At 46.3% G+C, this 14,311-nt stretch carries 15 protein-coding genes; 9 read left to right on the top strand and 6 right to left on the bottom strand.

The window, feature by feature from the left end; translation table 11 throughout:
* The first annotated feature begins 129 nt into the window (after positions 1-129).
* Positions 130-666, top strand: a complete 537-nt coding sequence (bstA, locus tag NST16_RS13625) for a bacillithiol transferase BstA (RefSeq protein ID WP_029441296.1) — start codon at positions 130-132, stop codon at positions 664-666.
* Here the strand turns inward: bstA and NST16_RS13620 are convergent.
* Complete coding sequence (locus tag NST16_RS13620; protein ID WP_340887172.1) at positions 663-2,219, bottom strand: MFS transporter; 1,557 nt, start codon at positions 2,217-2,219, stop codon at positions 663-665. The two genes, bstA and NST16_RS13620, sit on opposite strands and share 4 nt — an antisense overlap.
* Before the next feature lie 113 nt (positions 2,220-2,332).
* Positions 2,333-2,815: a MarR family transcriptional regulator gene (locus NST16_RS13615; protein ID WP_059291612.1), complete on the bottom strand. Its 483-nt coding sequence runs from the start codon at positions 2,813-2,815 to the stop codon at positions 2,333-2,335.
* A gap of 172 nt (positions 2,816-2,987) precedes the next feature.
* On the opposite strand from NST16_RS13615, the gene mprF reads away from it, so the two are divergent.
* Complete coding sequence (mprF, locus tag NST16_RS13610; protein WP_029441295.1) at positions 2,988-5,558, top strand: bifunctional lysylphosphatidylglycerol flippase/synthetase MprF; 2,571 nt, start codon at positions 2,988-2,990, stop codon at positions 5,556-5,558.
* Positions 5,559-5,573: 15 nt separating this feature from the next.
* On the opposite strand, the gene NST16_RS13605 is transcribed toward mprF, so the two are convergent.
* A complete protein-coding gene (locus NST16_RS13605; protein WP_029441294.1) occupies positions 5,574-6,551 on the bottom strand; it encodes an ABC transporter substrate-binding protein in 978 nt (325 codons plus the stop codon).
* 156 nt (positions 6,552-6,707) lie between these two features.
* Here NST16_RS13605 and NST16_RS13600 point away from each other — a divergent pair, with 156 nt between their 5' ends.
* The 4 genes from NST16_RS13600 (at position 6,708) to NST16_RS13585 (ending at position 10,400) form a co-directional block, all read left to right on the top strand.
* On the top strand, positions 6,708-7,709 hold the full coding sequence (locus NST16_RS13600; RefSeq protein WP_010333442.1) for a FecCD family ABC transporter permease: 1,002 nt from the start codon (positions 6,708-6,710) through the stop codon (positions 7,707-7,709).
* Positions 7,706-8,737 carry a FecCD family ABC transporter permease gene (locus NST16_RS13595; RefSeq protein WP_010333443.1) on the top strand — a complete coding sequence of 344 codons (1,032 nt, stop codon included), beginning with the start codon at positions 7,706-7,708 and terminating at the stop codon, positions 8,735-8,737. The genes NST16_RS13600 and NST16_RS13595 overlap by 4 nt, the downstream gene beginning before the upstream one ends.
* A 113-nt stretch (positions 8,738-8,850) precedes the next feature.
* On the top strand, positions 8,851-9,729 hold the full coding sequence (locus NST16_RS13590; protein WP_010333444.1) for a PhzF family phenazine biosynthesis isomerase: 879 nt from the start codon (positions 8,851-8,853) through the stop codon (positions 9,727-9,729).
* Positions 9,730-9,815: 86 nt separating this feature from the next.
* Complete coding sequence (locus NST16_RS13585; protein ID WP_024120644.1) at positions 9,816-10,400, top strand: nitroreductase family protein; 585 nt, start codon at positions 9,816-9,818, stop codon at positions 10,398-10,400.
* Between the two features lie 38 nt (positions 10,401-10,438).
* On the opposite strand, the gene NST16_RS13580 is transcribed toward NST16_RS13585, so the two are convergent.
* From NST16_RS13580 to NST16_RS13570, 3 genes are all read right to left on the bottom strand, one after another.
* Positions 10,439-10,630, bottom strand: a complete 192-nt coding sequence (locus NST16_RS13580) for a YfhD family protein (RefSeq protein WP_229148989.1) — start codon at positions 10,628-10,630, stop codon at positions 10,439-10,441.
* Between the two features lie 65 nt (positions 10,631-10,695).
* Positions 10,696-10,806 (bottom strand): YfhE family protein, encoded by a 111-nt coding sequence (locus NST16_RS13575; RefSeq protein ID WP_010333447.1) that lies wholly within the window; start codon positions 10,804-10,806, stop codon positions 10,696-10,698.
* A 53-nt stretch (positions 10,807-10,859) separates the two neighbouring features.
* Positions 10,860-11,771, bottom strand: coding sequence for a TIGR01777 family oxidoreductase (locus NST16_RS13570; protein WP_340887171.1), 912 nt, complete (start codon positions 11,769-11,771; stop codon positions 10,860-10,862).
* An 88-nt stretch (positions 11,772-11,859) separates the two neighbouring features.
* Between NST16_RS13570 and recX the strand changes: the two genes are divergently transcribed.
* From recX to NST16_RS13555, 3 genes are all read left to right on the top strand, one after another.
* Complete coding sequence (gene recX / locus NST16_RS13565) at positions 11,860-12,651, top strand: recombination regulator RecX (RefSeq protein ID WP_268449634.1); 792 nt, start codon at positions 11,860-11,862, stop codon at positions 12,649-12,651.
* 7 nt (positions 12,652-12,658) lie between these two features.
* The gene (locus NST16_RS13560; RefSeq protein ID WP_010333450.1) at positions 12,659-12,979 is read left to right on the top strand and encodes a YfhH family protein; all 321 of its coding nucleotides are present in this window, start codon (positions 12,659-12,661) and stop codon (positions 12,977-12,979) included.
* Between the two features lie 137 nt (positions 12,980-13,116).
* Complete coding sequence (locus NST16_RS13555; protein WP_326329415.1) at positions 13,117-14,310, top strand: MFS transporter; 1,194 nt, start codon at positions 13,117-13,119, stop codon at positions 14,308-14,310.
* The last annotated feature ends 1 nt before the right edge of the window (position 14,311 follow it).

The raw sequence follows: 14,311 nt of genomic DNA, 5'->3' as shown, positions 1-14,311 counted from the left end.
CTTTTTTTTACGCAAATATATACATGATAGAACAACTATTAAACCATTTCCTTTAAAATAAAAGTGAATTTAATATATGCCAATGATTCAGGATTATTAGATGCCTGTTTATTGAAAGGAGACCAAACCATGTCAACAGCCAATCTAAGCTATCCGATAGGAGAGTACAAACTTAGGAAATTCATATCAAACGAGCAGAAAGAAGAATGGATTCAAGTGCTGGAGGAAGTGCCGGCTAAGCTGAAGCAAGCCGTTGAGGGGATGACAGACAGCCAGCTTGATACACCGTACCGAGACGGCGGATGGACCGTCCGGCAAGTTGTACATCATCTGGCTGACAGTCATATGAATGGCTATATCCGTTTTAAATTAACCTTGACAGAAGAGACACCGGCTATCCGTCCGTATGATGAAAAAGCATGGTCGGAGCTTGAAGACTCCAAAACAGCGGAGCCGAGCGGTTCACTCGCGCTTTTGCAGGAGCTTCACGGAAGATGGACAGCTCTTCTTCGCACTCTGACAGATCAGCAATTTCAGCGTGGATTTTACCATCCCGATACAAAAGAGGTCATTACCCTAGAGAACGCGCTCGGGCTGTATGTCTGGCACTCCCATCACCATATCGCTCATATTACGGAGCTTTCCAAACGGATGGGGTGGTCTTAACGCTTTTGCCGGCGGAAAGCCGGGAGACTGATTGCTGCAACCACCAGCAGTGAAATCACGGCCGCCGCCGCATATAAATGATCATAGCCGCTGGCAACACTTGCATGAATGGCATCGCTTATCGCAGTTTTGACTTCAGGCACAGGTATGCGTTCGATCTGTTCTTGTAAAGAAGAAACATCTGAACTGTCGATCTCGGGAATCATCTGCATATCCTTCCCTGACTGTCCGCTGTCCGATAAGCGGCTGCTGATTTCATCACCGATTTGGTCAAACCCTGCTGTAATAAAACCTGCATAAAGAGTAGGCGCCAATGTCAGCCCGATTTGCCTTACCAATGATAGCGTGCCAAGCGCCGTGCCCTTATTCGTTTTCGCTGCCTCTGATACAAGGACGTTCAGCGGCGCGCCTAACAGAAAGCCAAAACCAATCCCAGCTACCACACTTGCGATCACAAACTCCCATTTCTCCGTCACCCAAAGCGGAAATAAAGCAAATCCCGCACATGAAATGATTCCTGAAAGCACAACAGTTTTCACCGGTCCTTTTTTGTCGGTGAGCGCTCCGCCAAGCCAAGCGCCGATTCCGGAAGCTAAGGCGAGAGGTGTCATCCAATAGCCGGCTTTTGCGGCAGGAACGCCTAAATATTGCTCAACATAGGACGGAATAAAAATAACCGCTGCCAACAGGCCCCCGGATAATAAACCGATGATAAGCGTTCGCTGAAACAGGTGATTCCGAAGTAAAGAATACGCTAGAATGGGATCGCCCCCGCGCATTTCCATCCGCTTCTCAAACCATACGAGCGCCGCAAAACAGAAAATACCGATTAGAATAAATCCATAAACCTCAGGATCTCCCAGGCTTTTTAAGAGATTTGTTCCGTCAAGGTTTGTCATGCCGTACATTACAGCCAAAATTGACAAGGACAGTAGAAAAATTCCGGCCGTGTCGAGACGTTTGGCCTCCGGCGCTTTGGTTTCCACAATAAAAAATGCACCGAAAACAACCAGCAGCACCGCAATCGGCAGGTTAATCAAAAACAGCCAATGCCACGATCCGGTCCAATCAAGCAGAAAGCTTCCGACATTGGGTCCTAGCACAGCAGCCATCCCGTTCATCGCCCCTAGCAAGCCAAGGGCCTTCCCTTGCTTTTCCTTTGGAAGCGTAGCAAGGACGTGAGAACTTCCGATGATGAAAATTCCGCCCCCTCCAAGCGCCTGAATCAGCCGTGAGATAAGAAAAAGCGGAAAGCTTTGGCTCAAGGCGACAAGCAAAGAACCAAGCCCGAAAAGGCCGACTTCAATAAGAAACAGCTTTTTTCTGCCGTAGCGATCGGAAAGCTTTCCGACGATCGGCACACTGACGCTGAGTCCGAGCGTATAAAGCGTAATGCCCCACGAACCCCAAGACGGGGAAACAGCAAACGATTCGTTTATCGTGGTCAGCGTAGCGGAGATGATCCCATTATCCAACGCAGCCATAAATACCCCGATGGTAAACAGGCTGATCGCCCACTTTTGGCTTTTTTGATCTGCCAATGCCTTTGGCATACTCATCAACTCCTTTTGCTTCACTTGAAATATATTATTCATTTAAAATGAACTAAATGTCAAATAAAAAAAGTCTGCCTCCGCAGTTGCGGGAGGACAGACTTCGCCTGACATTATTCTTTTTTTGCCTGCTCCAGCGCTCTGGAAAGAATAGAAAGCCCTTTGGAAACAGCTTGCTTTTCATCAGGAGACAGCATTTCCAAGGAACGCTTCAATTTCATATGACCCTTTTGATAAAGCCCGCGAAAAATATTTTTCGCATCCTCCGTTAAATGGACAACCACTGAACGGCGATCCTCTTCAGAATGTGATCGTTTAACAAAGCCGGATTTCTCAAGGCGGTCTAGCAGCCCGGTTGTATTTGACAGGGAAGCTCCCATTTTCTCTGCAATATCACTGACCTTCAGCGTTCCGTGATTGTTTAAAAGCATCAGCACTTTCATTTGCGGCATGCTCATATCCAGCTTCATCCACTCAGACACATCACCGAGCCCGGCAGATGTTAAGACTTTCATATAAAGCACCCAAATTTCACGTTCCTCAGATGAAAGAATATTTTCGTTTAATACTGTTGTATCATGTAAGTTATATTCCATTTGATCACTTCCTCATCATTCGCTCCTCTTACCATATTACTCGATTTTAACTGCTGAAAGAAAGTCAGCATAAACCGCAGATGGGACTTTGTCCGAAAAATAGCGGTAGTGTATAATGAGTTGGAGATTATTGGGGAAAGAAATATCGAACTGTATATGATTGGAGAGACCATTGCTGATTAAAAAGAATGCTTTATCAATTTTAAAAATCGTTTTTCCTGTTGCTGTTTTACTATTTGTGTTTTATCAGTCGAAAAAAGAATTGACAAACCTGTCATTCAAACGAACGCTTATGGTGATCAACGGGCTGGAGCGGACCGACTTATTCATTCTTGTGCTCATCGGCCTGCTTGCTGTTGCGGCCATGTCACTATACGATTACGTTCTTAAATATTCGCTGCGCCTTTCGATCACAAACGGAAAGGTGTTCAGGGTATCCTGGATTGCTAATTCATTTAATAATGTCCTTGGCTTCGGAGGGTTAGCCGGAGTCGGGTTAAGAATGATGTTTTATAAGGAGCATACAAAAGACCATAAAGCGCTGGTGAAAGGAATTGCCTGGCTTACATCCTCGATGCTGCTCGGCCTTTCAGTTTTCAGCATTTTCGTTATCGCAAGATTGCTGCCCGTGGATGAAGTCATCAATGAAAAACCATGGCTGTGGGCGGTTGTTATCGGCTTCGCGCTGATTGTGCCGATCTCTTTGGCGGCGGCTATACGAAAAGGCCGCAAAGCAGAGGATGAAGAGGGCGGAGACATAGTGAAAAATCCGATTTTCGCTTATATGGGCGCTTCCGTAGCAGAATGGCTTATGGCTGGAATAGTAATCTATCTGTCTCTGCTCGCCATGGGAATTCATGCTGACATCAGGTATGTGTTCGGGGTATTTGTGATTGCGGCAATCGGAGGCATGATCAGTCTTGTTCCAGGCGGCTTCGGCTCGTTTGACCTTTTGTTTTTGCTCGGAATGGAGCAGCTAGGCTACCATCAGGAAGCCATTGTGACGTCGATTGTGCTGTACCGGCTCGTCTATTCATTTATCCCGTTCGTTTTGGGGCTGTTCTTTGCTGCCGGCGACCTGACCGAAAGCACGATGAAACGGCTTGAAACGAACCCGCGAATTGCACCGGCAATCGAAACGACAAACGTTCTGCTTGTCGTACAGCGGGCCATGTTAGTGAGAATTTTGCAGGGATCGCTTTCACTCATTGTGTTCGTAGGCGGTCTCATTGTCCTTGCGTCGGTGTCACTGCCGATTGATCGGCTGACAGTCATTCCGCACATTCCGCATCCGGTCCTTTTGCTGTTCAATGGGCTGTCCTTAAGCTCAGCGCTCATTTTGCTGATATTGCCGATCGAGCTTTATAAACGGACAAAACGGTCCTATACAATGGCGATTACAGCGCTTGTCGGCGGGTTTGTTTTCAGCTTTTTAAAAGGGCTTAATATCAGTGCTATATTCATATTGCCGATTATCATCGTTTTGCTTGTGCTGTTGAAAAAACAATTTGTCAGAGAACAGGCTTCCTATACGCTCGGACAAATGATTTTCGCTGCGGCTCTGTTTACTGTGGCGCTGTTTAACTATAACCTTATCGCAAGCTTCATCTGGGATCGGATGAAGAAGGTGCTGCGCCACGAATATTTCGTCCACAGCACTTCTCATATTACACATGCGACCATTATGGCAGTCATCGCCGTTCCGCTGTTCTTCTTTATCTTTACAGTGGTGTATCATAAGAAAACCAAACCAATTGGGGAAAAAGCTGATCCAAAACGTCTTGCTGAGTTTTTGAATGATAAAGGCGGCAACGCGCTCAGCCATCTCGGCTTTCTGGGGGATAAGCGGTTTTATTTCTCAAGCGACGGCAATGCATTGCTTCTGTTTGGAAAAATCGCAAGACGTCTGGTCGTGCTTGGCGATCCGTCCGGCCAAAAGGAATCGTTCCCCCTTGTGCTCGAAGAATTTCTGAACGAAGCACATCAAAAGGGCTTCAGTGTTCTGTTCTATCAAATCGAACGAGAGGACATGGCGCTGTACCATGATTTTGGGTATAACTTTTTTAAACTTGGCGAGGAAGCCTATGTGGACTTAAACACGTTTACCATATCAGGGAAGAAAAAAGCCGGTCTGCGGGCGATCAATAACCGGTTTGAACGGGAGGAATATACCTTCCATGTTGACCATCCTCCATTTTCGGAAGCCTTTTTAGAAGAGCTCAAACAAATCTCAGATGAATGGCTCGGCTCGAAAAAGGAGAAGGGCTTTTCACTCGGGTTCTTTGATCCGTCATATTTACAGAGAGCACCGATCGCTTATATGAAAAATGCTGAAGGGGACATTGTGGCTTTCGCAAATATCATGCCGATGTATCAGGAAGGCGAAATCTCGGTCGATCTGATGCGCTATCGCAGTGACGCCCCGAACGGTATTATGGATGCATTGTTCATCCGCATGTTTTTATGGGCGAAGGAGGAGGGATGCACGTCATTTAACATGGGTATGGCGCCTTTGGCCAATGTCGGCACAGCCTTTACATCCTTCTGGTCAGAACGCTTCGCGGCTGTCATTTTTAATAATGTTCGGTATATGTACAGCTTCAGCGGGCTCAGGGCATTTAAAGAAAAATACAAACCCGAATGGCGCGGAAAATACTTGGCGTATCGGAAAAACAGATCTCTTTCTGTCACCATGTTCCTCGTCACGCGTCTGATCGGCAAAAGCAAAAAAGACTCCGTCTAAACAGACGGAGTTTTTTTATTTAGACGTTAAGAAATACGTTTCAATATCGTCAAGCAGATAGTTTGCGGCTTTGATTCCGCCTGCGGTTGTCCACACGACGTCATCGACCTCATGGGCGTTCCCTGACTTCACAGCCTTAAGGTTTTTCCATAGTGAACTGCTCGTCCACTGGTTGGCCCATTTTTCATTATCTTTTGCATTATCGGCTTTATAAGTGAAATAAAAAAGCACATCGCCATCCATATCAGGAATGGATTCTTTGCTGTCTGTTGAGAACGTAAACTGGTCCTTTTGTTTCTTGAATAGCTCCACTTGCTTTTCAGGACGTTTAAAACCTAGCTGGTCTAAAATAATGCCGGAGAATGAATCTTTATAATAGATTCTCGACTCGCCGGACAGAAAGCGAACAACAGACACGGTTTTGTTTGTCTGATCGCCAAGCTTATCTTTCATATCGGCAACGCGCTTATCAAAATCGGCAATGACTTCTTTGCCTTTGTCGGCCTTATTCACCGCGTCGGCATAAAGAGTCAGGTTATCCTTCCAGTTCCCGGCTAAAGATTCAGCAAAAACCGTCGGCGCAATCGCATTTAGCTGATCATAAATCTTTTCTTGGCGCACTTTATTTCCAATAATCAAATCAGGCTTTAATTCCGCGATGGCTTCCACATTCGGTTCGGTTTCGAGCCCGACGTTTTTCACACCTTTCATGTCGTCTTTCAGGTAGTCATACCACGGATCACCCTTCCAAGACTTCACGGCCCCGACTGGTTTAATGCCAAGCGCTAAAAGCGCCTCTGTCCCTTCATTTGTTAAGACGACAATCCGTTTTGGATTGGCTGGAATATTGTCTGATGTCCCCATTGCATGTTTAACCGTTCTTGTTTTGCTGTTTGCCCCCTGGCTGTTACCGGAACTTTCTGAACTATTACAGGCAGAAAGCACCATAACGGCCATAAGGAATACAAATAACATGCTGATATGCTTTTTCATCTTTTTCCTCCCAATATTGAAATTCATTATCATTTAGATCATAATAAGCAGTGGTGAGAGTGTCAATCATTAATTGAGGATGATTCTCAAAAACAATTAATTTACTGCAGTCAAGGTGAAGAATGGTACATAGTAAATCACTAGGAGAATTGGATGATGATCTTCAAAGAGGCTTATTCGAAATGGATTTTGTTATTATGTCTGCTTTTCGTTTTGCTGGTGGCTGTCTGCGCAAGTGTCATTTACGGCTATACCGGTACGTCATGGGGACAGGTCTATCAAGCATTTACATCTTTTAACGGATCAAATGAGCAAGTCATCATTAAAGACGTCAGGCTCCCGCGAGCACTGGTTGCCACAGTTGTCGGCGCTTCCCTTGCGGCTGCCGGCGCTCTGATGCAGGCGCTGACAAAAAACCCGCTAGCATCACCAGGGATTTTCGGAATCAACGCAGGGGCCGGCTTTTTTATTGTTGCCGGATCATTTTTTCTGCATATTCAATCACCCCAAGCGCTTGTATGGAGCTCGTTTCTCGGTGCTTCCTTTACCGCCGCGATTGTCTATGCCGCAGGTTCGCTTGGAAGAGAAGGGCTCACGCCGATCAAATTGACGCTGGCTGGAGCAGCCATGGCGGCAATGTTTTCTTCGCTGACACAAGGCATGCTTTCCGTCAATGAACTCGAGCTGGCTCAGGTGTTATTTTGGCTGACGGGCTCTGTGCAGGGCAGGAGTCTTGATTTGCTGCTGACAATGCTTCCGTATGCCGCGGCAGCGCTTCTGATCAGCTGTTTCCTCGGCCAAAAAATTAATCTTCTTGTCATGGGAGAAGATGTTGCCAAAGGACTCGGTCAAAAAACGGGGCTGCTGAAATTCGTTATGGCACTATGCATTGTCCTGCTTGCCGGTTCGGCTGTCGCCATTGCCGGGCCGATTTCCTTTATCGGCATCATCATCCCGCACTTTGCCCGCTTTATCATCGGCAATGACTATCGCTGGGTTCTGCCGTTTTCCGCTGTTTTAGGTGCAATTTTACTTGTTGCCGCGGACATCGGGGCACGATATATCATTATGCCTCAGGAGGTTCCGGTTGGGGTCATGACGGCGATGATTGGCATGCCTGTGTTTGTTTACATCGCAAGAAGGGGGGCGAATCTATGAAGCTACGTTTTGGCTTTACAGCGGCTGAAAAGAAAGCATGGATTGTCTTTTTTGTTTTACTCGGTTTAACAGCGGCTGTGTTCATCATAAGCGCCGGGCTCGGGCAGCGGTTCATTCCTCCTTGGGATGTGGCCAAAACATTTTTCGGTGCAGGTTCAAAGCTCGATGAAATGATGGTGATGTCGTTCCGCATGCCAAGAATTTTGACAGCTGTATGCGCCGGCGTTTGCTTGGCTGCGGCAGGCGCAATTTTGCAGGGGCTGGTCAGAAACCCTCTCGCATCCCCGGATATTATCGGAATCACGGGCGGAGCGGCTGTGGCTGTGGTGCTTGTCATGATGTTCTTCTCAGACCGAAGCGATTCACTGACGATCAGTCTGTCATGGCTTCCGGCAGCCGCATTTATCGGGGCATCAGTTGTTGGACTTATCGTTTATTTACTCGCATACAAAAATGGCGCCTCCACGTTTCGGCTGGTGCTGATCGGAATCGGATTTTCAATGTCTGCACAAGCGATGACCACATTGCTCATGATCAAAGGCCCGATCTACAGGGCGTCTCAAGCCAATGTATACATAACAGGTTCAGTCTACGGATCGAACTGGCAGCATGTAAAAATAGCCGTGTTGCTGTCAGCCATTCTCTTATTCATTTGTTTTATCTGTCTAAAAAATATGAATATACAGATGCTCGGTGAAGATATTGCGGCAGGTGCGGGAAGCTCCGTGCAAAGAAACCGGTTCTTCCTGCTGCTGCTGAGTACGGCTCTTACGGGCTGTGCGGTTTCGGTTGCCGGAACGATTGGTTTTGTCGGTCTGATGGCGCCGCACATCGCAAGGCGCCTCGTCGGCTCGTCTTACGGTGCGCTGCTCCCGGCATCTGCACTGATCGGGGCTCTGCTCGTATTAGGAGCAGACATCATCGGCAGAACCTTATTTGCCCCGGTCGAAGTTCCGGCAGGCGTTTTTACAGCGGCGATCGGCGCGCCCTATTTTATTTATTTGCTCTATAAAACAAGAAATTCCTGATCGTAAAACCCATTTTCTCTGAAAGAAAATGGTTTTTTTAATAATGACTGAAAATTGCCACTAATATTTTGTTATACTGACAGAGACATTGATGCAGAAAGGATGGCAGGCGAATGAAAGCAGAGGTATTAAAATATGAAGCATTTACGGAAAATCCCGGCAAAGGCAACCCCGCGGGAGTGGTATTGCACGGGGATGCTTACACAGAAGAAGAAATGCAGAGAATAGCTGAACTCGCAGGATATTCAGAAACCTCCTTTATTCGGAACAGCGAAGCGGCTGATCTTGAACTCCGTTACTTCACTCCTGGACACGAAATGGATTTATGCGGACATGCGACGGTCGCTTCCCTATACGCGTTATGTGAAAACAGAAAGCTGGAGAGCGGTAAAACGTACACCATCCAGACAAAAGCCGGTATCCTGCCAGCAAATATTTCTGAAAAAGAGGGGCGCATTCATATCACACTTGAACAGGCTGCTCCGAAATTCAGACCATTTACGGGCGACCGGGGAAAGCTCGCGGACGCATTAGGAATTACGGCGGAGGACTTTCATGATGACCTTCCAATTGTTTTTGGCAGTACAGGCATATGGACTGCAATTGTTCCGCTCAAATCATTAGAAGCCTCTAAAAAAATGGTGCCGAATAACAAACAATTTCCGGAAGTTCTAGTTGATCTGCCAAAAGCCTCAGTGCACCCGTTTACCTTTGAAACGATTCACTCTGACAGCGACCTGCACGGACGCCACTTTTCGTCGCCGTATTCAGGAACAATAGAGGATCCCGTGACTGGCACAGCATCCGGCGTGATGGGAGCTTACATGCAGCAATACGTCAGGTCCGGGCAGCGCACATTTATCATTGAGCAAGGACAGGAGATAGGGAAAGACGGAAGAGTGGAAATTGAAATAAACGGAGAAAACGATCACATCAAAGTGAACATGACAGGGACTGCCGTTTACTCAGAAACTCGGATTCTTGAAATCTAATAAGGCTGGAGGTTTACAAAAAGCCGCACTTTCCGTTATGATTATGATTGATAATCATTTTCAATTGGATAGGAAGGGTGAAGCTGATGCCTCAAGCCGAACAGATAAATCAAGATTCAGCACTGCGGGATATCATACGCAGCAGAAGATCAATCCGTAAATTTAAACAAGATCCCGTCCCTCCGGCTGTCATCCTTGACATGCTAGAAACGGCAAAATATGCGCCGAATCACAGAGTAACGGAGCCTTGGAGATTTATTTACGTTTCCAGTGAAACAGGAAAAGCAAGCTTGATTAAAACCTTTGCTTCATTTTCTAAAAAATCAAAGCCGGACATGACGGAAGAAAAACTCCAAAATTTCAAAAAGACACTCAGCCGTGTGCCTGGATTTCTGCTTGTTGTATTTCAGGAAGATGAGAACGAAAGAGCAAGAGATGATGATTTTGCGGCAACCAGCTCATTGATTCAAAATCTCCAGCTTCTTGCCTGGGAAAAAGGAATCGGCATGGTTTGGAAAAGCGGAAAGATCCTCTATGATAAAGACGTGCATCAAGCCTTCGGTTTACAGGATAACGAGCGCTTCGCCGCGATCATACAAACAGGCTATCCTGATGAAATGCCGGAAGTGAAAAAACGCACACCGATAAAGGAACGGTTCACCGAGCTGTAAAAAACCCCCTGTCTCAAGCAGAGACAAGGGGTTTTTCATTAACGTTTCTTGCTTTTCGCTCTCTTATCGGCCGCTTTCGCGCGCTCCTGCGCTTCGCGGTCATCCGCATCAGCGAGTTCGCTTGAATATTCCTCGTAAACGCCGTCAGTTTCTCGTTTTAACGCATCGGGAACCTGAGGAAGTTTTTGTTTGTTTTTATCACGGTTTTTGTGGATATGATTTCTGCCCATATCAAATTCCCCCTAAAAAGTGATATCAAACAAACATAGTATCTGCTTTCCGGCGCTATGTATCCCTACTTCCGCTTAGCAGCTTTTTCCGCCTTTTTAAATTCACTCGAATAAAGAACTTCCTGCATTTTCTTCAGGTTGGCTCCTTGCTGGTGCTTCTCCCTTTTCTTTTCCATAAAAGGACCTCCTTCAACCATGTTATTCTTAAGGTTGACGCTTCCTTCCGTTTTTATACAGCCTTTCGGTCCGTCAGCAGCTGCGAAAGGGCGAATTCAAGATCTGAAAATGTAAAACGGAATCCGGACGTAATTGCTTTTTTAGGCAAAGCGCGCTGTCCTTTCACAATAAGCAGGCTCATCTCACCCAATGCTTTTGATAAAAAGAATTCTGGAACGGGGAGCCAGTGGGGACGATGTACTACCCGTGCAATCGTTTTTCCGAACTGCTTCATTTCAACCGGATTAGGGGAGGTCACATTAACAGGACCTGAGATACTGTCGTTTTCAATTGCATATAGAATCAGCTGGGCGGCGTCCTCCACGTGAATCCAGGACAGCCACTGATTGCCAGTCCCGATCGTTCCGCCGGCCAGCAGTTTGTATGGCAGAACCATCAGCGGGAGAGCGCCTTTTTCTCCAAGCATCACGCCAAATCTCGCGTAAACCGTTCGGATGCCCATCGCCTCAATAGTTTGCCCTTCCCGTTCCCACAGATGTGCAGTATGGCTGAGAAAATCCTCGTCTGACGTGGGAGAGTCTTCTGTAAAGGTCTTTTCAAGGTCAGTACCGTAAATGCCCACTGCACTGGCTTGAATAAGCGCCTTCGGTTTTTCCGCCTGTCTATGAATAAGCCGCCGTACTTCCCGGGTTGCATCGATCCGGCTGGAGAGAATTTGCTGTTTCGTTTTTTCATTCCAGCGGCCAAAAATCGATTTTCCCGCAAGGTTCACCCAGATATCAATATGAGGAAGTTCTTGTTCAGGCGCAGCATCTTCAGTCAGCCATTGGACATAAGTGATATTTTTTTGTTCAGTTTTTCCCGCGTTTCTTGATAAGATATAAACATGATGTCCCTGGCGGGTGAGGACGCCAGTCAGATGCGTACCGAGAAAACCCGTTCCGCCCGTCATTGCAATATTCATACACATCTCTCCTCATCGTTCTGATAACTATACTTTACCTCATTTTGATCATAGAAAACGCGTTTGAGACCGGAGAAGGGAGATTAAGATGCCATTTATTACAAAGATATCAGCGCAAAAGAAGAATACTGAACGTTTTAATATTTTTCTGGATGAAAAATATGCTTTCAGCGTTGACGCAGATGTGCTCGTGAAATTTGAGCTTAAAAAGGGGAAAGAGCTTGATGACCTCGAGATCATGGAGATTCAATACGGCGATGAAGTGAAAAAAGGCTTCAACCGTGCGATTGAGTTTTTATCCTATCGAATGAGGTCAACGAAAGAGGTAGAAGACTACTTAAAGAAAAAAGAAACCTCGGCGCCCGTCATTGCGGAAGTGATTCATAGGCTGAACGATTACAGCTATTTAAATGACCAAGAGTTTGCGGCGGCCTATGTAAGCACTCACAAAAAAACAAACGGAAAAGGGCCTGACGTTTTGTTCAGAGAGCTGAAGGCGAAAGGAATCGATGACGATACGATTAAAGATACGCTAGGTTCTTTCTCGTTTGAGGAACAGACGGAAAAAGCAGTTAAGCATATCGAAAAGCTTCTGAAGAAAGACAAGAAACTCTCTTCAAAAGAAATCAAACAGCGAGCCCAGATGCAGCTGCAGCGCAAAGGCTTTTCATTTGATGTCATCTCTGCGGCGCTGGAGCAGATTGAATACGAAAATGATGAAGACACTGAAAAAGAAGCGCTGCGTCTTCATGCGGAAAAAGCGTTTAGAAAATACCGTTATGACGGCTCCTATGAAAGTGCCATGAAGGTCAAACAATTTTTATTTAGAAAAGGATTCTCACTCGATTTAATCGAGGAATTTCTGCGGGAAGAGGAGTAGCTGAAAAATGGAGAAACGATACAGTCAAATGACAACGCACGAACTCAATACAGAAATCGCAGGACTTTCAGAAAAAGCAAGAAAAGCGGAACAGCTTGGAATCATCAATGAACTGGCAGTGCTCGAACGGAAAATTGCAATGGCAAAAGCTTACTTGCTGAACCCGGAGGACTTCTCACCGGGAGAAACGTATATTGTGGACGGCTCTGAGGACGAGTTTTACATTAACTATTTAAATGGCGTTTTCGCTTGGGGATACAGAACATCGGCTCCCGATCAAGAAGAAGCGCTTCCAATCTCAGTATTGCAGCAAAAGAAGCAGGGATGACCGAGAGGCTGAATATCAGCCTCTTTTTTATTTGAGCACATTCAAGGCGATTTTTAGAGTAAAAATGATTGAATTCATCCTGGATTTCTTTTAAGATGGAACTCGTTGTTTTTTAAAAATTAAAGGAGGCGATGACGTTGAGTATAAAAAATCCATCTGTAAAATTCATTATTTTTGTTCTTATGATCTGCACGTTTTCAATTGGATACACAGAATATGCGGTGATGGGTATTTTGACGTCGATTGCCAATGACTTTCATATACATGTTTCCTCTGCGGGACTCCTTGTTACCGCTTATGCGGCAAGCGTCTGTGTGACAGGCCCGCTTGTCACGATTGTTTCTGTCAAGCTCCCGAGAAAGCCGGTGCTTCTTGGATTGATGGGGATTTTCATCCTTTCCAACCTGATGAGCGCACTGGCACCGAATTTTGCGGTATTGGCCGTTTCAAGAATTTTATCTGCTTCCATTCACGGCGCATTCTTTGCAATTGCGATGGTATTTGCTAGTGAAATGGTGCCGCCAGAAAAACGTGCCGCAGCCGCTGCGTCTATGAACGGTGGTTTAACAGTGGCTTTAATGCTGGGTGTTCCATTCGGTTCCTACTTGGGCGATGTCCTAAACTGGAGAGTCGTGTTTTCCATCATTACGGTGCTTGGAGTGATCGGATTTTTAGGCCTGATGGCTACCGTGCCGAACAGAAAACCAAAAGTCATCCCGATGCTCATGAATGAGTGGGGGGTATTTAAACACAAACAGGTGCTGTATTCCTTTGCGATTACCATTTTAGGCTATTCAGGCGTATTTATCGCTTACACGTTTATCGAACCGATTTTAAGAAATTCAGCCGGTTTCAGCACAGTCGGCATTACAGGCGCCCTCTTCGCTTATGGTTTGGGCGGGGTTGCAGGGAATTTCTTTGCGGGAAAAGTGCCGCTTCCTCTGCTGACCCGGACCATGATTGGCGTCATGATCGGTTTGATCGGCGTACTTGCGGTATTTCCGTACATCGCTGTTTATCCGGCCGCAGCCATTGTCGGGACTTTCTTATTTGGCGCTTGCGCATTCGGCACGCCGCCTCTTTTGCAAACAAAGGTTCTTTCTTCATCTGAGAATGGCACAACGATCGCCGCAGCTGTGAGCGTGTCTGCATTTAATCTGGCCAATGCGCTCGGCGCGTGGATCGGCGGTATCATTTTAAGCGGGACCGGCTCCTATTCCTGGCTGTTTGCGGGAGGGGCGCTGATGACCGCGTGCGGACTGGTGCTGTCAACCTTTGCGCATCTGTCTGAAAAGAAAAGCGTCTATGAATATCAAGTCAATAAAGGGTAAA

Origin of the sequence: Bacillus sp. FSL K6-1005 (genome assembly GCF_038000225.1) — a bacterium.
Lineage (GTDB): Bacteria > Bacillota > Bacilli > Bacillales > Bacillaceae > Bacillus > Bacillus mojavensis.
This window is presented reverse-complemented; position numbering and strand designations above follow the sequence as displayed.